The 20781-nt window shown below is 64.7% G+C and carries 22 protein-coding genes; 16 read left to right on the forward strand and 6 right to left on the reverse strand.

Going from position 1 to position 20781, the window contains the following annotated elements; genetic code table 11:
* The first annotated feature begins 4 nt into the window (after nt 1-4).
* The 8 genes from flgD (at nt 5) to AC24YW_RS29470 (ending at nt 5497) form a co-directional block, all read left to right on the forward strand.
* A complete protein-coding gene (gene flgD / locus AC24YW_RS29435; protein WP_487485996.1) occupies nt 5-424 on the forward strand; it encodes a flagellar hook assembly protein FlgD in 420 nt (139 codons plus the stop codon).
* The gene (fliQ, locus tag AC24YW_RS29440) at nt 421-687 is read left to right on the forward strand and encodes a flagellar biosynthesis protein FliQ (RefSeq protein ID WP_025034323.1); all 267 of its coding nucleotides are present in this window, start codon (nt 421-423) and stop codon (nt 685-687) included. Before flgD ends, fliQ begins: the two co-directional genes overlap by 4 nt.
* A gap of 75 nt (nt 688-762) precedes the next feature.
* Complete coding sequence (gene flhA, locus AC24YW_RS29445; RefSeq protein WP_487485997.1) at nt 763-2844, forward strand: flagellar biosynthesis protein FlhA; 2082 nt, start codon at nt 763-765, stop codon at nt 2842-2844.
* On the forward strand, nt 2841-3593 hold the full coding sequence (fliR, locus tag AC24YW_RS29450) for a flagellar biosynthesis protein FliR (RefSeq protein ID WP_487485998.1): 753 nt from the start codon (nt 2841-2843) through the stop codon (nt 3591-3593). The genes flhA and fliR overlap by 4 nt, the downstream gene beginning before the upstream one ends.
* A 7-nt stretch (nt 3594-3600) precedes the next feature.
* Nucleotides 3601-4020, forward strand: a complete 420-nt coding sequence (locus AC24YW_RS29455) for a hypothetical protein (RefSeq protein ID WP_487485999.1) — start codon at nt 3601-3603, stop codon at nt 4018-4020.
* Nucleotides 4017-4490, forward strand: a complete 474-nt coding sequence (locus tag AC24YW_RS29460) for a rod-binding protein (protein WP_487486000.1) — start codon at nt 4017-4019, stop codon at nt 4488-4490. The genes AC24YW_RS29455 and AC24YW_RS29460 overlap by 4 nt, the downstream gene beginning before the upstream one ends.
* 39 nt (nt 4491-4529) lie before the next feature.
* Nucleotides 4530-5042 (forward strand): flagellar biosynthesis protein FlgN, encoded by a 513-nt coding sequence (locus AC24YW_RS29465; protein WP_487486001.1) that lies wholly within the window; start codon nt 4530-4532, stop codon nt 5040-5042.
* Nucleotides 5039-5497 carry a hypothetical protein gene (locus tag AC24YW_RS29470; protein WP_487486002.1) on the forward strand — a complete coding sequence of 153 codons (459 nt, stop codon included), beginning with the start codon at nt 5039-5041 and terminating at the stop codon, nt 5495-5497. Before AC24YW_RS29465 ends, AC24YW_RS29470 begins: the two co-directional genes overlap by 4 nt.
* Before the next feature lie 232 nt (nt 5498-5729).
* On the opposite strand, the gene AC24YW_RS29475 is transcribed toward AC24YW_RS29470, so the two are convergent.
* Nucleotides 5730-6500: a response regulator transcription factor gene (locus AC24YW_RS29475; RefSeq protein WP_487486003.1), complete on the reverse strand. Its 771-nt coding sequence runs from the start codon at nt 6498-6500 to the stop codon at nt 5730-5732.
* An 821-nt stretch (nt 6501-7321) separates the two neighbouring features.
* On the opposite strand from AC24YW_RS29475, the gene AC24YW_RS29480 reads away from it, so the two are divergent.
* On the forward strand, nt 7322-8290 hold the full coding sequence (locus tag AC24YW_RS29480) for a hypothetical protein (protein WP_487486004.1): 969 nt from the start codon (nt 7322-7324) through the stop codon (nt 8288-8290).
* A gap of 10 nt (nt 8291-8300) precedes the next feature.
* On the opposite strand, the gene AC24YW_RS29485 is transcribed toward AC24YW_RS29480, so the two are convergent.
* Nucleotides 8301-8879, reverse strand: a complete 579-nt coding sequence (locus AC24YW_RS29485; RefSeq protein ID WP_487486225.1) for a MarR family winged helix-turn-helix transcriptional regulator — start codon at nt 8877-8879, stop codon at nt 8301-8303.
* Between the two features lie 595 nt (nt 8880-9474).
* Here AC24YW_RS29485 and AC24YW_RS29490 point away from each other — a divergent pair.
* Nucleotides 9475-10362: a dienelactone hydrolase family protein gene (locus tag AC24YW_RS29490; protein WP_487486005.1), complete on the forward strand. Its 888-nt coding sequence runs from the start codon at nt 9475-9477 to the stop codon at nt 10360-10362.
* Nucleotides 10363-10419: 57 nt separating this feature from the next.
* On the opposite strand, the gene AC24YW_RS29495 is transcribed toward AC24YW_RS29490, so the two are convergent.
* Both AC24YW_RS29495 and AC24YW_RS29500 read right to left on the reverse strand, forming a co-directional pair.
* Nucleotides 10420-11688 (reverse strand): serine hydrolase domain-containing protein, encoded by a 1269-nt coding sequence (locus AC24YW_RS29495; RefSeq protein WP_487486006.1) that lies wholly within the window; start codon nt 11686-11688, stop codon nt 10420-10422.
* Nucleotides 11689-11810: 122 nt separating this feature from the next.
* Nucleotides 11811-12659: an SDR family oxidoreductase gene (locus tag AC24YW_RS29500; protein WP_487486007.1), complete on the reverse strand. Its 849-nt coding sequence runs from the start codon at nt 12657-12659 to the stop codon at nt 11811-11813.
* Nucleotides 12660-12803: 144 nt separating this feature from the next.
* Between AC24YW_RS29500 and AC24YW_RS29505 the strand changes: the two genes are divergently transcribed.
* Complete coding sequence (locus AC24YW_RS29505; RefSeq protein WP_487486226.1) at nt 12804-13559, forward strand: HAD family hydrolase; 756 nt, start codon at nt 12804-12806, stop codon at nt 13557-13559.
* Between the two features lie 24 nt (nt 13560-13583).
* Here the strand turns inward: AC24YW_RS29505 and AC24YW_RS29510 are convergent, their stop codons facing one another.
* Both AC24YW_RS29510 and AC24YW_RS29515 read right to left on the reverse strand, forming a co-directional pair.
* Nucleotides 13584-13991 carry a nuclear transport factor 2 family protein gene (locus tag AC24YW_RS29510; protein ID WP_487486008.1) on the reverse strand — a complete coding sequence of 136 codons (408 nt, stop codon included), beginning with the start codon at nt 13989-13991 and terminating at the stop codon, nt 13584-13586.
* 94 nt (nt 13992-14085) lie between these two features.
* On the reverse strand, nt 14086-15570 hold the full coding sequence (locus AC24YW_RS29515; protein ID WP_487486009.1) for a mannitol dehydrogenase family protein: 1485 nt from the start codon (nt 15568-15570) through the stop codon (nt 14086-14088).
* Nucleotides 15571-15712: 142 nt separating this feature from the next.
* Here AC24YW_RS29515 and AC24YW_RS29520 point away from each other — a divergent pair, with 142 nt between their 5' ends.
* From AC24YW_RS29520 to AC24YW_RS29540, 5 genes are all read left to right on the forward strand, one after another.
* Nucleotides 15713-16525, forward strand: a complete 813-nt coding sequence (locus AC24YW_RS29520) for a FadR/GntR family transcriptional regulator (protein WP_487486010.1) — start codon at nt 15713-15715, stop codon at nt 16523-16525.
* Nucleotides 16526-16595: 70 nt separating this feature from the next.
* Nucleotides 16596-17573 (forward strand): sialic acid TRAP transporter substrate-binding protein SiaP, encoded by a 978-nt coding sequence (locus tag AC24YW_RS29525; RefSeq protein WP_487486011.1) that lies wholly within the window; start codon nt 16596-16598, stop codon nt 17571-17573.
* 115 nt (nt 17574-17688) lie between these two features.
* Entirely contained in the window at nt 17689-18267 is a 579-nt protein-coding gene (locus tag AC24YW_RS29530) for a TRAP transporter small permease (RefSeq protein ID WP_487486012.1), read from the forward strand.
* 4 nt (nt 18268-18271) lie between these two features.
* Entirely contained in the window at nt 18272-19678 is a 1407-nt protein-coding gene (locus AC24YW_RS29535; RefSeq protein ID WP_487486013.1) for a TRAP transporter large permease, read from the forward strand.
* On the forward strand, nt 19675-20724 hold the full coding sequence (locus AC24YW_RS29540; protein WP_487486014.1) for an L-idonate 5-dehydrogenase: 1050 nt from the start codon (nt 19675-19677) through the stop codon (nt 20722-20724). The genes AC24YW_RS29535 and AC24YW_RS29540 overlap by 4 nt, the downstream gene beginning before the upstream one ends.
* Nucleotides 20725-20781 lie beyond the last annotated feature (57 nt).

The raw sequence follows: 20781 nt of genomic DNA on the forward strand, positions 1-20781 counted from the left end.
ACACATGAACGTCACCAGCGCGACCGACACGACCGGCAGGTCCAACGCGACCGACACCACCACGACGACGTCGAGCAACAGCGTCGACTACAACACGTTTCTTCAGCTCCTCATCGCCCAGATGAAGAACCAGGATCCGACCAATCCGATGGACACCGCGGAGTATATGAGCCAGTTCGCCCAGCTCTCGACAGTGGAGCAGGCGATGCAGACCAATTCGAAGCTGGACGCACTGCTGTCGTCGCAGTCCTTGTCGCAGGCCAACGGCTTGATCGGCAAGACGGTCAGCTTCACCGATTCGACCGGTGCCACCTTCAGCGGCAAGGTCGTCTCGGTCTCCATCAACAGCGACGGCTCCATCGCCACTCTCGCGGACGGCACCAAGGTCGCGGTGGGCCCCGGACTGACGATCAGCCAGTCATGAACGAGCGGGACGCCCTCGACATCGTCCAGGCCGCGATCTGGACTATCATCGTCGCCTCCGGACCCGCGGTCGGCGCCGCCATGCTGGTCGGCACCGTCATCGCGCTGATCCAGGCTCTGACCCAGATCCAGGAGGTGACGCTGACCTTCGTTCCGAAGATCATCGTGATTCTCCTGGTCGTTGCCGTCTCCGGCTCCTTCATCGGCGCGCATCTGTCGACCTTCACCGAGATGGTCTATTCCAGGATCGAGCGCGGCTTCTGATCCGGACGGCCCGGCACCATCCCCGCGTAAGCTTTGCGCGGCAGATTGCGAACCGGACCCCTCTGCCGGTGACCCATGGCCGATACGTTAGCTGCTAGCCCGCCCGATCAGCGCCGCCTCGGAACGGACGCCTTCTTCGCCGCCGGCATCGTGACCATGCTCACGATCCTGTTCCTGCCGATTCCTCCGATCCTGATCGACCTCGGCCTCGCCTTCTCGATCGCGCTGTCGGCCCTGATCCTGATGGTGGCGCTGTGGATTCAACGGCCGCTCGACTTCTCGGCTTTCCCGACCGTGCTGCTGATCGCGACGATCCTGCGCCTTGCGCTGAACATCGCGACGACGCGCCTGATCCTGTCGCGCGGCGGGGAGGGCGAACATGCCGCCGGCCACGTCGTCGCCGGCTTCTCGCAGTTCGTGATGGGTGGCGACTTCGTCATCGGCCTCATCATCTTCGCGATCCTGGTGACGGTGAATTTCGTCGTGATCACCAAGGGCGCGACGCGTATCGCCGAAGTCGGCGCCCGTTTCACCTTGGACGCCATCCCCGGCAAGCAGATGGCGATCGACGCCGATTTGTCCGCCGGCTTGATCGACGACAAGGAGGCCCAGCGCCGGCGCCGGGAGCTCGAAGAGGAGAGCGCGTTCTTCGGCGCCATGGACGGCGCCTCGAAATTCGTCCGGGGCGATGCCATCGCCGGCCTCATCATCACCGCGATCAACATCTTCGGCGGCATCGTCATCGGCGTCACCCACCACGGATTGACCCTGTCCCGCGCCGCCGACGTCTACACCAAGCTCTCCGTCGGCGATGGTCTGGTGTCGCAGATGCCGGCGCTGATCGTGTCGCTGTCGGCGGGTCTCCTGGTCTCCAAGGGTGGCACCACGGGCTCGGCGGAGCAGGCGGTGCTGCGGCAGCTCGGCGGCTATCCGCGCGCGGTGTCGGCCGCCGCGCTGATGATGTTCGTGCTCGCTTTGATGCCGGGGCTGCCGATGGCGCCGTTCGTGCTGCTTGGTGGCGTCATGGCCTTCGTCGGCTATTCGCTGCCGAAGCGGCAGGCCGCGCTGAAGCAGAAGGAGGATGCCCGCAAGGCCGACGAGCGCGCCCAGGCCGAGGCCAAGGAATCCGTCAAGGAGCAGCTCAAGACCGCCGAGATCGAGCTCGCGCTCGGCGGCCACCTTTCGGTCCATCTCCTGGGCTCGCGCAACGAGCTTGCCCACCGCGTGGCCAAGATCCGCAAGAAATTCGCCAAGCAGTACGGCTTCGTCATTCCCGAGATCAAGCTCACCGACAATCTGTCGATCGACCCCAAGAGCTACCAGATAAGGATTCACGACACGCGCGTTGCCCATGGCGAGCTCAGGCTCGGCGAGGTGCTGGTGCTGGTCGACAAGGACGGCAAGCCCGACGTGCCGGGCGACGAGGTGATCGAGCCTGCGTTCGGCATGAAGGCGCTGTGGGTGACGGAAGCCTTCACCGACGAAGTCAAGCGGCAGGGCTGCAAGCCGGTCGACAATCTGTCGGTGCTGCTCACGCATTTGAGCGAAGTGATCAGGGCCAACCTCGCCCAGCTGCTGTCCTACAAGGACATGCGTGCCCTGCTCGACCGGCTCGATCCCGAATACAAGCGCTTGGTCGAGGATATCTGCCCGTCGCAGATCTCCTATTCGGGCCTGCTGGCGATCCTGAAGATCCTGCTGGCCGAACGTGTGTCGATCCGCAACCTTCACCTGATCCTCGAGGCGATCGCCGAGATCGCGCCCCATGTGCGGCGCTCCGAGCAGGTGGCGGAGCACGTGCGGACGAGGCTTGCCCAGCAGATCTGCGGCGATCTCTCCGACAATGGCGTGCTCAACGTTATCAGGCTCGGCAACCGCTGGGATCTCGCTTTCCACCAGAGCTTGAAGCGCGATGCCAAGGGCGACGTCGTCGAGTTCGACGCCCATCCGCGCCTGATCGAGCAGTTCGCGACCGAAGCTAGCGCTACGATCCGGAAATTCACCGAGAGCGGCACCAGCGTGGTGCTGGCGGTGACGCCGGAAGCGCGCCCCTATGTCCGGATGATCCTGGAGCGGGTGTTCCCGACATTGCCGATCCTGTCGCATGTCGAGGTCGCGCGTAGCGCCGAGATCAGGGCGCTGGGAGCCATATCGTGATCTCAGGGCTCGCCGACAGCGTGCTGGTCACGTTCATCGTATTTTGCCGCATCGGCGCCTGCCTGATGCTGGTGCCCGGCTATTCCAGCGTCAACGTTCCGCCCCAGGTGCGCCTGTTCGTCGCGCTGGTCACGACCTTTGCGCTGACGCCGATCCTGATCGCCGTCCTGAAGCCGCTCACGGACAACGCGGCTCCGTTGACGCTCGCGCTCCTGATCTGCTCCGAGCTCGTGATCGGCAGCGTCATCGGGCTCGGCGGGCGCGTGTTCTTCCTCGCTCTCCAGACCATGGCGACCATGATGGCGAGCGCAATCGGGCTGAGCAACATCCCGGGCACGCCGATCGCCGACACCGATCCGGCGCCCGCGCTGGTGCCGCTGATCATGGCGGCCGTCACCACGCTTTTCTTCATGACCGACCAGCACTGGCAGGTGCTGCGCGGGCTGATGAACTCCTATGAGGTCTGGAAGCCCGGCAGCAGGCTGGGCGGCAGCGTCGCGCTCGACCTGCTCGTCGGCCGCCTTTCGGAAGCGTTCGTGCTGACGCTGCGGATCTCGAGCCCCTTCATCGTCTATTCGGTCATCGTCAACCTGGCGGTCGGCCTGATCAACAAGCTGACGCCGGCGATTCCGGTCTATTTCATCTCTGTGCCCTTCGTGCTGTTCGGCGGCTTCCTGCTGCTCTACCTCACCAGCGACGAGCTGCTGACGCAGTTCATGCTGGGCGTCTCGTCGTGGCTCGCGGAGTGAGCGGGTCATGACGTCGCGCGCGGACAAGCTCGGCCGGATGGTCTCGCTGGTGAGGCTGCAGCTCCGGCTCTCGGAATGGCAGCTCGCGCAGTTGCGGCAGCAGGAGCGCAGCCTGCAGGACGAGCAGGAATGGCTGGTCGGAGCCCTCAACGATGGAAAGCCGCCGGCGGGATCGTCGAACGAATCGATCGCGCGGCGTCTCAACCGGACGAGTGTCGGCGCCCGTGCGTTGCAGGCGCAGGCCGCGCAGCAGCTCGACCAGGTACGCCGCGAGACCCGCCGCATGAAACAGCTCGAGGAGGCCGCCAGGGCCGCGCTCGCAGACAAGCTGCGCGATGCCGAGAAGCGCTCGCTCGAGGACATGACGGGAACGAGCCTTACCGTGCACGCCTGGACGCCACAGTCAGCCAACCGGAACAAGACATGATCGTGACAGCAACGCCCGACCTTGTCCTCGACGTCCTCGAAGCCGCTGACCCCGCGACGCAGCGCGCTGCGACCGCGAAGCTCGACGCGCTGAAATCGTCGCACGCCGATTTCGCCGTCACGATGGAGGCGGAAGCCGGCAAGGCCAAAGCGGCGGCTGCCGATCAAGCCGCGAAAGTCGCGCAGTCGGGTGCCGTAAGTGGCGCACCGGTGCAGGTGATCAAGGCGCCGGCATCCGGTGAGGTTTACCGCAAGTTCGAAGCCTTCATCCTCCAGACCTTCGTCGAGACGATGTTGCCGAAGGAGTCGGAGGAGGTCTTCGGCAAGGGCACGGCCGGCGGCGTCTGGAAGTCGATGCTTGCAGAGCAGCTCGGCAGCCAGCTGGCAAAGGGCAACGGCGTCGGCATCGCCCGGCAGCTCGCCGCCGCGCATCCGGCCGGACCGGACGCTGCGGGGAAGGCCGGATCATGATCCGCGAACGGGTAACAGAAGTTGAGAGGTGAATTTCCAATGCAGGCACAAGAAGGCGCGGCGGCCGTGGCGATGGACCAGGCGGTCGCGGACACCGAGGTGATGACGACGGAAGCCGCAGCCAGCGATGCGCTGCTGCCCGCGCTGCTGCCGATCGGGGGCGGCGCGGCGATGGTCGACGCCGCGGACACGGCGAGATCGGACGAGATGCGGGGTCTGCTGGCCGCAATCCGCCGGCTCGCTGCTATCGTCGAGGAGGAGACGACCGCGCTCGCGACCGGCCAGAAGGTCGATTTCGACGATTTCAGCGCGCGGAAGAGCCGGAGCATGCTCGAGTTCGTCCGGCTGATGCGGGCGCGGATGCACCTCGGCGGCGAGGTCGAGATCACCGAGGAGATTCAGCGGCTGCGCGAGAGGCTCGAGCGGAATCGGTCCATTCTGGAAATGCACTACGACGCGGTCCGCGAGGTCGCGAGCATCATCGTCAAGGCGGTCAAGGACGCCGAGTCCGACGGCACCTATACCGGTCGCACAGCGCAGGACGGAAAATGATCAGGCTGGTGCTGGCCGGGCTCTGGGTATGCATCCTCACCGCGGGCACGAGCTATGCCGTCGCCTATTGGAAGGAGAAGGGCAGCCTGCTGCCGGCGAAGGACGAATATCTCGAAGGGCTGCAATATCACAAGACCCGGGCGCTGAGCGTGCCGATGGTCGAGAACGGCAATGTCCAGGGCTACATCGTCGCGCGCTTCGTTTACACCATGGAGGCGCGGACCATGCACCAGCTGAACGTTCCGCCGGAGCCGTTCGTCGTCGACGAGGCCTTCCGCAGGATCTACGCCGACGATCGTCTCGACTTCAGGAAGCTCGCCCGTTACGACCTCACCATCCTGACGACGGCCATCAAGCAGCGCGTCAACCAACGGATGCAGGGTGACATCGTCCAGGATGTCCTGGTCGAGGACTTCAACTACGTCTCCAAGGAGGAATTCCAGCAGAAGCCGTAGTTCTGTGCTGCGGCCATCCTTCGAGACGCCGCGACGCGGCTTCTCAGGAAGAGGACGAATGCGCGGCTTCAATCCAGTGCGCACCGGGGCCGATGAGCCTCATCCTGAGGAGGCGCGTCAGCGCCGTCTCGAAGGGATGAGGCGTGCGCTCAGCTCCCCGCCTTAAGCGCAACGGCCTCCGCGAAGGTGCTTCGCAGAGGCCGTTGCCGGTTTCGTGGCGATGCCTGCCGCGTCAGTTGCCGGCCGAGTATGCCGCGGGGGCGGCCTGCGTCCTGTTCAGGAGGATGCCGACGTCCTCGAGCTCCTGCGCCGGCTCGTCGAGAGTTTCGCCTGCCGGGATGTTGAGGCGGTAGCCGACGTAACGCCTTGCCACGATAGCGTCGAAGCCGAGGCGGTCGCGGAGCTTCTTGCGCAGCTTGCTGATGTGGCTCTCGATCACGCTCTCGTCGAAGGCGGACTCGAAGATGCCGTAGACCGCGTTGAAGATCTGCGTCTTGGTGATCCACTTGCCGTGGTTGGCCACCATATATTCGAGAATGCGCAGTTCGCGGCGGGGCAGGGTGAGGGCGTGGCCCGCGATTTCGGGATCACGGCCGTTGAAGAAGACCTGGATCCTGCTCTCGCAGGGCCTCGGCAGCTCGCCCACCCGGCGGCGCGCGATCGCGGCCGTTCGGGCGAGGATCTCGCGCAGGTGGATCGGCACGTGCACGACGTCGTCCACGCCCGATTCGAACAGCTCCAGCGTGTTCTTGAGCATCTTCTGGCCGCTCATGGCGATGATGGGAGCCGAGGAGCGCTTGCGCATCGCCCGCGGCAGGCTTCCGCGGGCATCGCAATCCCCGAGGAGAAAAGCGTCCACTGCCGCCAGATCGGACTCGCTCGCAGATTGCAGCCAGTCCCAGAATTCTCCGGAGGAGAAGCCGATCGACGATACGCCTTCGCGAACGAGCCCTCCGACATAGCTGTTCGCGACGCTCTCACGATCATCAACGATAATATACATCAGTCTTTCGCCCCTGTTTCGCACTTGTTGCGGCCGGTTGGTTGTTGTGATGCCCCGGTTCGGCAACGATGCTGTTTGACGACATTCCATCCCGCGAACCGTTGTTGTGGTTTCGCTATTCGCGGGCAGCCCTACGCGTTCAGTGCCTGCGTTCGCAGGCCTGTTACTTCAACTCGATACTGAGACGCTTACTGCGTGAGGCTCGGCGGGTGTCTTACGGATCACCTCGCGGAGCAGATTGAGAAACGACCTAGAACAGTTGCGCCAAGTTGCTCATCGCGTCCGAACACTGCTGAACCGTGTCGATCTCCTCGCCAACTGGCGAGAATCACTTGAGTAGAACCGTAGCGATTGCCGATTCCCGATCAAGCGGGCGGAAGAAAGCGATTGCTACACGCACTTGATGCTGTTGATTTGTTTCGGGTTGTTTCTTGATACATCCGAACGCATCAGTTGATTTTGATGCCGAACTAGTTTTGCACCATAGCGGTTGTATAGTTCCGCATCCCCGTACAATTACAGCCATTTCGGGTGGTGGTCCGGAGTACGCACATTGATGGGTTTTCAACCCCGGATTGACTCTGGAATCCGTTTTTCCACATGCGGCAGTTCGACTCACGTCTGCGCCACGACTCCAACTTGGTGAAATCTTGGCGTGTGTGTGTCTTTCGAGTCGCACTATCGCCACGTGTATGACGCGATCGAATCATGCGACGTCGCATTTAACGCGCGATGAAGGACTTTCGACCCGCACGTTTCAGGCAAGCTTCGGCAAATAACGTCGTCGTTCGACAGACCGAAACCGAACGGAGCATTTTCATATGTTGTCCGATGGACAAGCTCGTCCCAACGTGACCGCGGATGCTTCCGCGGCTGCGAAGCCGGCGCCAGAGGCGAGCGATGCAATGGACAACGCGGCGCGAACGACCAAGCCTGCCGCGAGCGCAAAGCGTGTATCGGCCGCGGCCAGCGACGAGGCTCTCGCAAAGGAGGCACTCGATGGCTTGAAGCGCATCCGTGCCAAGGCCCGCCTCGACAAGATGGCGATCCCGAAGCCCGCGCCGGTCGCGATCAAGCCAGCCGTGATCGTGGCGAAGCCGCCGCCACCCCGTCCGACATGGGTCGTGCCGCTCGCGACTCTGGCGATCGCTGCCATGCTGGTGGTCTGCGCCTGCACCGGCGTGATCGCCTATCTCACCACCCAGCCCGCGCCGAACAACGCTGCGGCCAATGCGGAGATCAGGAATCTGCGGGAGACCGTCGCGCAACTGCGCAAGCAAGTGTCGGGCGTGTCCGAAAATCTCGACGGCTTGCGCACCGCGGTCGATCAATCCAGCAAGGTCACGAACGATCGCTTCGGCAGGTTCGCCGAGAATCTCGACCGGATCGAGCGGGTGAGCTCGTCCTCCACCGTGAAGCTCGACAAGCTCGCTCAGGTGCAGGTCCAAGCCCAAGCCCAAGCCCAAGCCCAGGCTCCAGCGCCGGTGCAAACGCAGCCGGTGTCAGCGCAAGGGCCAATGATTGCGGCGGTCGCCGCGCCCGAGTTCACGGGATCGGTGCCTGCACCCGAGCGTGCATCGGCGCCACGCAAGGCGATCAAGGGCTGGGCGGTCCGCCAGGCCTATGAGGGGATCGCGATCCTGCAAGGCCCGAACGGCGTCATCGAAGCCGTGCTGGGACAGCAGGTGCCCGGCCTTGGCCGCATCGAAGAGATCAGGAACGAGAACGGGCGTCTGGTGGTGGAGGCCAGCGGCGGCGTCATCTATTCATCGCGCAAGGCGACGCCCTGATCGAGCCGCTTTATTGGCGGTGATGCTCGAAGCTGGTGCACAGCAGATCGACCTCCGCCTCGGCGATCGGTGCGCGAAACAGGCGGCAGCTGAACTCGGCCGTCGTCTTGCTGTCGGCGCTGGCGCGATCCTCCCGCAGGAAGATGCATCGCTTGCAGACGTCGGTGTGGTGCCGCTGCTCGGCGGCATCGGAGTGGTCAAGCACGTGCCGGAACGTGTCGCGGAAGCGGATTTTGACCTCGTCGTCCAGAACGGCAATCGCTTCGATGAGGACGTTGACGGGATCGCGCACCAGAAACTTCTTGCCCTGCAGGGTTACGCTCAAGGTCACCGACCGCTTGTCCGTGGCCGAGCGCTTCCGCTCGAGATAACCGAGCCGCTCGAGCTCGCCGATGATGAACGAGGCGGTGCCGCGCGTGGTGCCGACGTAGCTCGCCAGCGCCGAGGGGGTTCGGGAAAACCGGTTGGCGCGGGAGAGGAAGCGCAACGCCATCCATTCGCGGTCGCGCAAACCGTGCTTGGTGCCTTCGAACCATAGGATGCGTGCGGCCTGCTCCAGCAGTTCAATCGATTCACGAGCCAAATTCATTTCAGTTCCAGATCGGATAAACGTTTGTTCAATTGGGCCTTGGGTAGCGCAATCTTGGCGGACGAGAACGAAACCCATTTGCGCTCCGTCGTCCGTTGCGGGCGAGCATCGCGCGTCGCGGGAAGAAGCGTCTGCGTTTCCGAAGATGGAACTTCCGGCCGTGGAACTAGGGTGTCACAAAGAAAGACCGGGTAAATCGCGCGGCCGAGATCCTCTGAAAATTTCAATCAAATGACGGCGGTTCGCACGTGAATGCCGCACGGTGCCCAGCAACATGATGTGTCACCATCGTCACTGCGATTGCTATTTGTTGCGGCAGGGCACGTCGGGTGCGCGCACAGGCGCATTCTCTGCAGCGCCAAAAGGCTTGGCGGGCAGGGAAAGAACCATTCTTTTCGGTTAATGGATGTTGCGATGCAGTGGGGACAGACGGTTAAGTCCGGCACACGATCCAAGCTCCGGCGGGCGGACTAACGGATGGATGAAGGGGTGAGCCGTATCCTCGCAGGCTGGTGACTTGCGTTTCTCCGGCAATTATCGGCGAATGCGGCGCTCCGAGGGGGCACCAGCATGGGAATCAGGAATGGGAAGATCGATGAGCTTTGAAACCACCATGACATCCGACGTCGTTGGGCTGACGAAAGTCGCCCCGCTCTCGCGCCGCGGATTCATGAGCGCCACCGCGGCTGTCGCCGCTGGCTACACGCTCGCGGCGGGTCCGGTCCGGGCCGACATCGTCACGACGGATACAAGCGGCCTCCAGGCCGGCGATGCCAAGATCAAGGTCGGCTCCGAGGACATGCCCGCTTATTTCGCCCGCCCGGCCGGCAACGCCAAGGCGCCGGTGATCATCGTGGCGATGGAAATCTTCGGCCTGCACGAATACATCCGGGACGTGACGCGGCGCCTCGCCAAGCTCGGCGCGTTCGCGGTGGCGCCCGATTATTATTTCCGCAAGGGCATCGACCTGACCAAGGTCACGGATATCAAGGAGCTGCTGCCGGTGGTGAATGCGAAGCCGGACGCGGAGCTGTTGTCGGATCTGGACGCGACCGTCGCCTGGGCAGGATCGCAAGGCGGCGACACGACGAGGCTCGGCATCATCGGCTTCTGCCGGGGTGGCCGCATGGTCTGGGAATATGCCGCTCACAGCGGTGCGCTCAAGGCGGGCGTTGCCTTCTACGGGACCCTGGTCGATCCTGCCAACCCGCTGTGGCCGAAGAGCCCGCTGCAGCTCGCGCCCGAGATGAAGGCGCCGGTGCTCGGCCTCTATGGCGGCGCCGATACCGGCATCCCCGTCGCCCAGGTCGAGCAGATGAAGGCCGCGCTCGAGCAGAGCAAGAAGACGGCCGAGTTCAAGATTTACCCCGAAGCGCCGCACGGTTTCCATGCCGACTATCGCGGCAGCTACCGCAAGGACGCTGCGGAAGATGCCTGGAAGCAGGCAGAGGCCTGGTTCAAGAAATACGGCGTGTTGAGCTGACAGTGAATCAAGAGGGCGGCCCAAGCGGCCGCCCTATCCTTTCAGGACATGACGATCTCACTTCGTCATCGCGCCGTAGACGATGTCCTGGACCTGCTCGCGGTAATACTTCCTGAGCTCACCCGGTGCCGCCGTCCCCACGACGACGACGAGACGCTCCTTGGGATCGCAGAAGAACTGCGTCCCGTAGGCGCCGTTCCAGGTGAACTCGCCGGGATTGCCGGGGACGGACGATAATCCTTCGCTGGTCCGGACCGCCACCGAAAGGCCGAAGCCGAAGCCGCCGCGATGCGGCTCGACATTGGCGACGTTGTTCTTGATCTCGGGGCCGAGATGGTTCGCCGTCATGTGACGGACGGTCTTCGGACCGAGGATGCGCTGCCCGTCGAGCTCGCCGCCGTTGAGCAGCATCTGTCCGAAGCGGATGTAGTCGCCGACCGTCGCGAATGAGCAGGCGCCGCCGCAATCGAACTTGGTCGGGGTGTCCAGGAGCTTGATGGCCTGCGGCTTGCCCGTCAGCGGATCGGTCGGGAAGGGGCGGGCGAGGCGCGGGCGCTGCGCCTCGGTCGGATGGAAGGTCGCATCCTTCATGCCGAGCGGCTGCCAGACATTGGCCGTGAGATAGTCGCCGAGCTTCTGCTCGCTCACCTTCTCGACGACCGCGCCGAGCACGTCGATCGAGAAGCCGTATTCGAACGCGGTCGAGGGCTGCTGCGCCAGCGGCAGCTTGGTGATGCGATCGATGAAGGCCTGGGTGTCGCCTTCGATCGCCGGCGCAGTGCCATCAGGATACTGCCGCGCCACCGGGCTCGATGAGTCCGGGCGGCCGCCATACATCAACCCCGACGTATGCCGGTAGAGATCGTGGATGAAGATCGGAGAGGCCTGCGGCTCGAGCTTGAGGGAGCCGTCGGCCTGGGGCACGCCGACCTTCATGTCGGCGAAGCCCGGATAGTAATCGGACAGCTTGGCCTGGAGCGGCAGCCGTCCCTGCTCCATCAGTGTCAGGCCGGCGACCGCGGCCATCGGCTTGGTCATCGAGGCCAGCGCGAAGATCGCGTCGACCGGCATCGGCGTACCCTTGGCCGGATCGAGCAGGCCATAGGCCTTGTATTGGACGAGCTTGCCGTCGCGGGCGATGGCGACCACTGCGCCGGGCACGCGCTTGGCCGCGATCTCGCGTGCGAAGAAATCATCGAGGCGCGCAAGGCCTTGTTTGGAAAATCCGACATCGTCCGGATTGGCTTCGGGCAGCGGCGCGGCCTGCGCGGCGCCGAGCGTGACGACGGCAACTGTCGCAGCGATCATGGCGATCGTCTTGTTCATTGCATCCTGCCAAGAGGCGAGCTCGTTGTGCGGTGGCTCGCTCGCAGGCTAGATCACGATCCCGCCGGCAGGAAGTCAAGCGCGGGCGCGGCATGTCTGGGCGGCATCGGAGTGTAGGAACCCTAGCGCCCTTCGCCTGCGAGCCACAACGCGTCGAGGCCATGCCGATAGGTAGGGCAGGCCAGCGTCACGCCGAGCTCGCGTTTCAACTTCGCATTGGAGACGCGGGCGCTGCTGGCATAGAAGCTACGCGCCATCGCCGACATCTCGGCGGTGGCGAATGCTTCTTCGGGCGGCGGCGCCACGCCCATCAGCTGCGCGGCATAGGCGATCACGTCCTGCGGCGGCGCCGGCTCGTCGTCGCAGATGTTCCAGGTGCCTCCGCCCTGGTGATGAAGGGCGGCCATGATCGCGCTCGCGATATCGTCGACGTGGATGCGGTTGAAGACCTGTCCCGGTTTGATGATGCGCCTCGCCGTTCCCGCGCGCAGCGTCGCCAGAGCGTTGCGGCCGGGACCGTAGATGCCCGCAAGCCGGAGGATCGCGGCATCGCCGCCGGTCGCATCCGTCCAGGCCTGCTCCGCGGCGATCCGCATCCGCGTGCGGTCGAGGATGGCCTGCGGCGGCGTGCTCTCGTCGACCCAGCTGCCTGCGTGATCGCCGTACACCCCGATGGTCGAGAGATAGACGACCTTGGGCTGCCGCCCTGCCAGCACGTCCGCGAAGGCTGCGAGCGCGGGATCACCGCTGTTGCCGGGCGGGATCGACACCAGGAGGACGTCGGCGTCGCGAACCCGTTCAACCGTCTCGGGCGAGGGGCGGCTGCCGGAAAACGCATGCACCTCGAGGCCGGCGAGATCGTTCCGCTGCGCGGGATCGCGCACGGTGCCGGCGACATGCGAGAAGCTGCCGCCGTGCTGACGGACGAAATGCCGGGCGCTGTAGCCGAGGCCGAGGATGAAGAGCCGCATGCGTCTCCTGTGCAGGGTCGAAAGTTCCCGTTCGCGCCGTTGCGCCTTTGGCTCATAAGAGATTTTTGGGTCCGGCAAAAGATATTGCGATTTTACTCGTCTGTCGCTTCGGGCGATGTTCACCTGGGACAGGAGGCATCGAGCATGCAGGCCGAAGCGTTGGTGCAGTCGCCAGCGGATGCCGCCCTTTTGATCCGGCGCGCCGCCGCGCTGGTCTTCGACGTCGACGGCACCCTGGCCGAAACGGAGGAGCTGCACCGGCAGGCCTTCAACCTTGCCTTCGCCCGCCTCGGTCTCGACTGGCAGTGGGACCGCGCCGTCTACAAGGACCTGCTGCGGGTGACGGGCGGCAAGGAACGCATGCGCGCCTATCACGAGAGGCTGGTGACCGCTCCGCCCTTGTCGGACACGGATATCGCAGAACTCCACCGCATCAAGACCGTGCATTATGCCGAATTGGTCGCGACCGGCCGCTGCCCCTTACGGCCGGGCGTGACGGATTTGCTCGGGGCCGCGAAGGCGAGGGGCCAGCGGCTTGCGATTGCGACCACAACATCGCACGGCAATATCGATGCGCTGCTGTCGCGGGCGTTGGGCAAATCCTGGGCTGCGGATTTCGACGCAATCGTCGCCGGCGACGACGTCAGGCACAAGAAGCCGGCGCCGGACGTCTATCTCGAGATCCTGGTGCGGCTGAAGCTCGAGGCCTCCGACTGCGTTGCGATCGAGGATTCCGCCAACGGCCTGATCGCGGCCTCGCGCGGCGGCATCCCGGTTCTGATCACCCGCAGCATGTTTTTCGCCGACGACGACTTCACCGGCGCGCATGTCGTGCTCGACGATCTGTCGGAACTTTCGGACCGCCAAGCAAAAGCTGAAAAACAACCCCATGCACAGTAGATCACGCGCCCGTGATCGCCGTGCTCAGTGGACGCGGTGACTGGCTCTATCGTCCTCGACCTGCTCGACAATCTGCGCGATCGGGCTGGATTGGTGATGCACCAGGCGCCAGTCGTCGCCGACGCGGCGAAAATGGTTCGCCGCGGCCAGCGCGGTGCCGTCGACGATCTCGATACAGAGCACGCGGGCGCTGTCGCCGTCGACGATCGCCTGCGGCTCGGCGCAGACGATCTGCGGCCGCTGCGGGTTCTGCAGGATGTCGCGCCAGCTTCCGATCACGGTGGCGCGGCCGATGATGGCCGGCCAGCCGGGATGGATGCAGGAGATGCCGTCGTCGTCCGCCCACATCCGTTCCATGCCGGCGAAGTCGCCGGTCGAGAACGCCGCGTAAAAGGCCGCGTTGGCGGCGATAACCTTGGTGTCGTTTCCCATTGCTCTCGGGTGGGGCAAGGACAGGCAAAAATCAAGCGCGACTTCCGTCGACTTTGGCCGCAGTGCAGCATTCATGATGCTGCCCGCGTCGTGGTCACGCCGAAACGTGCGTTGCCACGGCACGCTGCGCGCCGTCGGCATAGAGGCGGCCGAGCGCCGCGGTGACGGCCTCGCGCAGGCGCGGCTCGGCGCCGATCGGCCCGAACACCTTCGCCACCCCGAGCAGTGCTGGCGCGAGGCGCTCGGCAACGGGCCCCGCCTCGCGCGCCAGCGCGGCGAACTCGCCGGCGAGCGGGTCGCGCACGTCGATCGGCCGTCCCTGTTCGTCGACGCCGCTGACGTAGCGCATCCAGCCGGCCACCGCGAGCGCATGCGTTGCGATCGGCAGGCCCTTCGCAAGACGATCCTGCATCGCGCCGAGCAGCCGCTGCGGCAGCTTTTGCGAGCCGTCCATCGCGATCTGCCAGGTGCGGTGGTGCAGCGCCGGATTGGCGAAGCGCTTGAGCAGCGAGGCGCGGTAGGCGGCGAGATCCGTGCCCGCCGGCATGGTCAGCGTCACCGCGGCCTCTTCCATGACCTGCGCGGCAAGGTGCGAAAAATGCGGATCCTGCATGGTGTCGGCGATGGTCTCATAGCCGGAGAGATAGCCGAGATAGGCCAGTGCGGAATGGCTGGCGTTGAGCAGCCGCAGCTTCATCAGCTCGAACGGCTTGACGTCAGTGACGAGCTCGACACCAGCTGCGGCAAGGTCCGGCCGGCCGGCGGTGAAGCGGTCCTCGACCACCCATTGCGTGAACGGCTCGGTCATGACAGGCCAGGCGTCGCGCATGCCGAGCGCTGATGCGACCGCATCACGGTCGCGATCCGTCGTCTCCGGCACGATGCGGTCGACCATGGTCGAGGGGAAAGCGACCGCATCGGCGATCCACTTGCCGAGGTCCTTTGAGCGCAGCGCGGCGAACTGGGTCACGATCCGCTGCACGGTGTGGCCGTTGGCGGCAAGGTTGTCGCAGCACAGCACGGTGAAGGGCGAAAGACCCTGCGCCCGCCGCCGCGCCAGCGCGGCGACGATGAAACCCGGCGCCGAGCGCGGCGCGTCGAAATTGTTCAGATCATGCACGATGTCGGGATGGCGCTCGTCGAGATCGCCGGTCTGCGGCGTGTGGCAATAGCCCTTCTCGGTGACCGTGAGCGAGACGATGCGGATGGCGGGATCGGCCATCCGCTCGACCAGTCCTGCCGGCTTCTCGCGCGCCACCACGCTGTCGAGCAGGGCGCCGATCACGCGATGCTCGGTCCCTTCGGCGGCGCGGACGGCCATTGTGTAGAGATGGTCCTGCGGGGCGAGGGCGTCGCGCGTGTCCGGGCTGCGCAGGCTCGCGCCGACGATGCCCCAGGACATGCTGCCGCCAGCAAGGCAATCGTCGATCACGACGGCCTGATGCGCGCGATGAAACGCCCCGAGGCCGAGATGCACGATGCCGGGCGTGACGCGCGATCGGTCATAGGCCGGACGGCGGATGGCAGGTGCCAGCCGGTCGAGATTGGCGCGACCAAGGCGCATCGAGCTCTGGCGCATGGACGTCTCCCCTTTGCTTCGCCGCTGCTTGACATGGCCTCCGTATCAGGTCAATGCTCCGGTCAATTGGTAAGACCAATTTTCCAAAATTGGCGGGCCGCGGGTCTGGACGACCGCGCGAGACCCTTTCGGGAGGACCAGCGTGCCGCTGGAAGCTGTGGAGGCGAGACGGCTCTATCGCCAGGTCGCCGATCAATTGCGAAGCCTGATCGACAGCGGCGAGTACGCGGTCGGCAGCCGCTTGCCGACCGAGCGCGACCTCGCCGAGCAGCTCAAGGTGTCGCGGCCGACGGTGCGCGAAGCGTTGATCGCGCTCGAAGTCGAAGGACGGCTGCGCATCCGCGTCGGATCCGGCATCTATGTGATCGAGCCCGCCGCCGTGGCCGCGCCGGCGCCATCAGCGGTCATAGAAGGCCCGTTCGAGCTGCTGCGTGCCCGCGAATTCCTCGAAAGCGCCATCGCAGAGCAAGCCGCGCGCGTGGCGACCAAAGATGACATCGACCGCATCGACGCCGCGCTCGTCGCGATGGAGAATGTCGATCATCCTGGCGAAGCCTCGATGGTTCATGACCGCGCCTTCCATATCGCCGTCGCAGGATGTCTCGGCAATGCCGTGCTGGTGCGGGTCGTCGGCGAGTTGTTCGACCAGCGCCTCAATCCCTATTTCGCGCAGCTGGCGCATTATTTCGAGAACCCCACCACGTGGCGAACCGCGCTCGACGAGCACCGGGCCGTGCGCGACGCCATCGCTGCGCGCCGGCCGCTGACGGCCCATGACGCCATGCGCGATCACCTCGCGCATTCGCAGGAGCGCTTTGCACAGAATTTTGGCGCCGAGGCATCAGCAGGGGCACCGGCTGCACGGAAGCAGGCGGCGCCATCAGGGGTTCAGCCGGCGAAATCAAAACGACCGTCGAAGAAACAGGCCAAGAGCGGCGGCGCGCGGCGGCTATGAGATTGGGCGGCCCGCATCCATGCCGGGGCGGGCGGACAAGAAGCAGACTTGAACGATGGAGGAAAAGTCGATGTTGAAGAAGATGACGATTGCAGCAGTGATCTCCGCCGCCGCGCTGTTGGCGGCCACCAGCGCCAGCATGGCGCAGACCAAGCTCAAATGGGCCCATGTCTACGAGCCCTCGGAGCCGTTCCACACCGCGTCGGTCTGGGCCGCGCAGGAGATCAATAAGCGCACCAACGGCCGCTATGCGATCGAGGTCTATCCCGCCTCGCAGCTCGGCAAGGAAACCGACATCAACCAGGGCCTCTCGCTCGGTTCGGTCGACATCATCATCTCCGGCTCGAGCTTCGCCGCCAAGAGCTTCGCGCCGATCGGCGTGACCTATTATCCCTACACCTTCCGCGATGCCGACCATCTGCTTGCCTACACCAAGAGCGATATCTTCAAGGAGCTCGCCAAGGGCTATGAGGACAAGAGCGGCCACCACATCGCCGCGGTGACGTATTATGGCGTGCGCCAGACTTCGTCGAACAAGCCGATCAAGACCTGCGCGGACATGAAAGGCCTGAAGATCCGCGTGCCCGACGTTCCGGCCTATCTCGCGATGCCCCGGGCCTGCGGCGCCAACACCGCGCCGATCGCGTTCGCCGAGGTCTATCTCGCGCTCCAGAACGGCACCGTCGAGGCGCAGGAAAATCCGCTGACCACGATCGAGGCCAAGAAGTTCTACGAGGTGCAGAAGCACATCGTGCTGACCGGCCACATCGTCGACCACCTCAACACCGTGATCGCCGGCGCGCTGTGGAAGAAGCTCAGCGACGAGGACAAGAAGATCTTCACCGACGTGGCGCAGGAGGCGGCTGCCAAGGCCACGGGAGAGATCAAGCAGAACGAGGCCAAGCTGGTCGCCTTCTTCAGGGACAAGGGCCTGACCGTGACCGAGGTCGACAAGAACGAGTTCCGTGACACCGTGCTGAAGAACGTCGCGTTCGAGACGTTCGGCTACCGCAAGGCCGACTGGGAGAAGATCCAGGCGGTGAAATGACGACGTAGTCGTCATCCCGGGGCGGTCCGTAGGACCGAGCCCGGGATCTCGAGGTTCCGGGTTCGACGCTGACGCGTCGCCCCGGAACGACGTGAGAGAGGTTCGAGAGGTGCCCATGTCCACCGCCGAAATCCACCGGCAGATCACCGCGGACGAGATCGCGCACACCTTCGAGGAGGAGGCGACGCCGAAGGTCGATCTCGGCGTCTACGCCTTCGAGGACTGGGTGGCGCTGGCGATCTTCTGGGTGATGGCGCTCGCCGTCTTCCTGCAGTTCTTCACCCGTTACGTGCTCAACGACAGCTACGCCTGGACCGAGGAGATCGCGACCTATTGCCTGATCGGCGTGGTCTTCATCGGTTCGTCGATGTGCGTGCGGCTGTCGCGGCACATCCAGGTCGACCTCGTCTATCGCTATCTGCCGCAAGCCGTAGGGCGCGTGCTGTCGACGGCGATCGATCTGATCCGGATCGCCTTCTTCGGCTACGCCATCAAGCTGGTCTGGGTCTACATCCAGATCATCGGCGACGAGCAGATGACCACGATCAATCTTCCCAAGGACTACGTCTATTACGCCGTGCTGCTCGGCTTCGTGCTGATGTTCGCACGCTCCGTACAGGTGGCGCTCCAGAACTGGCGGCAGGGCTATTCGGTCCTCGAACGTCCCGGTGCCTACGACGGATCGGAAGGATAGGACCATGCTGCTGTTGCTCGGAGGCTTTCTCGTCCTCATGCTGCTCGGCGTTCCCGTGGCGGTCGCCATGGCCGTGTCGTCGCTGCTCTACATCCTGGTCAGCGGCGTGACGCCCGACGTCACGCTGGCGCAGCGCATGATCGCCGGCGTCGAGAGTTTTCCTTTGCTCGCCGTGCCGTTCTTCATCCTGGCCGGCAATCTCATGAACATCGCCGGCGTGACCGGGCGCATCTACAAATTCGCCGTTGCGCTGGTGGGGTGGATGCGCGGCGGCCTCGGCCATGTCAACATCATCGGCTCGGTGATCTTCTCCGGCATGTCCGGCACCGCGATCGCGGATGCCGCCGGTCTCGGCACCATCGAGATCAAGGCGATGAAGGACCACGGCTATTCCACCGAGTTCTCGGTCGGCGTCACCGCGGCCTCGGCGACGCTCGGGCCGATCATTCCGCCGTCGCTGCCGTTCGTGATCTACGGCATGATGGCGAACGTCTCGATCGGCGCGCTGTTCCTCGGCGGCGTCATTCCCGGCGTCGTGCTGACGCTGTTCATGATGGTGACCGTCAGCTATTTCGCGCACAAGAACAAATGGGGCAGCGACACCCCATTCTCCTGGCCGCAGCTCGGCTCGGCCGGGCTCGAGATCCTGGTCGTGCTGTCGTTTCCGATGGCGATATGGCTGATGGTGCTCGCCGGCCTCTCGGTCAACATGGCCGTCGTCATCGGCCTCGGCACGCTGCTCCTGATCGACTGGTATTTCGACTTCTCGGCGGTGATGGCGCTGATGGCGCCGGTGATCCTGATCGGTGGCATGACGCTGGGCTGGTTCACGCCGACGGAAGCTGCGGTCGCCGCGGTGATCTGGTCGCTGTTCCTCGGCCTCGTGCGCTATCGGACCATGACGTTCCAGACCGTTGCCAAGGCCACCTTCGACACCATCGAGACCACGGCCTCGGTGCTGTTCATCGTCACGGCGGCCTCGATCTTTGCCTGGCTGCTCACGGTGTCGCAGGCGGCGCAGATGCTCTCGGACTGGATGCTCAGCATCACCCAGAACAAATGGGTGTTCCTGGCGCTCGCCAACGTGCTGATCCTGTTCGTCGGATGCTTCATCGACACCACGGCGGCGATCACGATCCTGGTGCCGATCCTGCTGCCGATCGTGCTCAAGCTCGGCATCGACCCCATTCATTTCGGCCTGATCATGACGCTGAACCTGATGATCGGCCTGCTGCATCCGCCGCTCGGCATGGTGCTGTTCGTGCTCGCCCGCGTGGCAAAGCTCTCCGTCGAGCGCACGACGGTGGCGATCCTGCCCTGGCTGGTGCCGCTGATGCTGGCGCTGATCGCAATCACCTTCATTCCCGACCTGACCCTCTGGCTGCCAAAATATATGGGACTCTCCAAATGACCTCGACTGCTCTCGCCGCAACCCTGTTCGGCCCCGAAGATCTGCGCATGATCGAGCATCCGCTCGACAAGCTCGCTGACGGCATGGTCCGCGTCCGCTTCGGTGCCGGCGGCATCTGCGGCTCGGACATGCACTATTTCCGTCATGCCCGGACCGGCGACTTCGTGGTGAAGTCGCCGCTGGTGCTGGGCCATGAGATCTCCGGCGAGGTCGTCGAGATCTCCGGCGCGGCTGCGAACCTGAAGGTCGGCGACCGCGTCGCCGTCAACCCGTCGCGCTGGTGCGGCCATTGCGTCGCCTGCCGCGAGGGGCGGCCGAACCTGTGCGAGAACATCTATTTCATGGGCTCGGCCTCGAAGACGCCGCACATGCAGGGCGGCTTCGCCAATTACTTCGATGCGGTCCCGGCGCAGTGCGTGAAGATCCCGGACCACGTCTCCTACCAGGCCGCGGCGCTGGCCGAGCCGCTCGCGGTCTGCCTGCACGCGGTGGCGCGCGCCGGCAAGATCGAGGGCAGGCGCGGCATCATCTTTGGCGCCGGCCCGATCGGGCTCTTGACCATGCTCGCGGCGCATCGCGCCGGCATGGCTGACGTCACCGTCGCCGACATCGCCCCGGCGCCTCTGGCCTTTGCGACCAAGCTCGGCGCTTCCCACGTCGAGAACGTGTCGGGCGGTGACGAGGGGCTGAAGGCACAGGCTGGCTCGCGTCCCTACGACGTCGCCTTCGAGGTCTCGGGCACCGCCGCGGGCCTAGCCAGCGCGATCGGCATCGTCAGGCGGGGCGGTGTCGTGGTGCAGATCGGTAATCTGCCGGGCGGCCAGATCCCGACGCCGTCGAATGCGGTGATGGCGAAGGAGATCGACCTGCGCGGCTCGTTCCGCTTCGGCTTCGAATTCATGACTGCGGTGGAACTGATCGGCAACGGCAGCGTGGATGTGCTGTCGCTGGTCACCGCCGAGCGGCCGCTCTCCACCGCACCCGACGCGCTGCGGCTGGCGCTCGACCGCTCGCAGAGCGTCAAGGTCGTGCTGACCGCGAATTGACTTTTGTTTTGACGCGTTTTCTTCACGCGAACCGGTACCCACTTCGCTCGAAAACGC

The sequence above is a fragment of the Bradyrhizobium sp. USDA3516 genome (assembly GCF_057651995.1).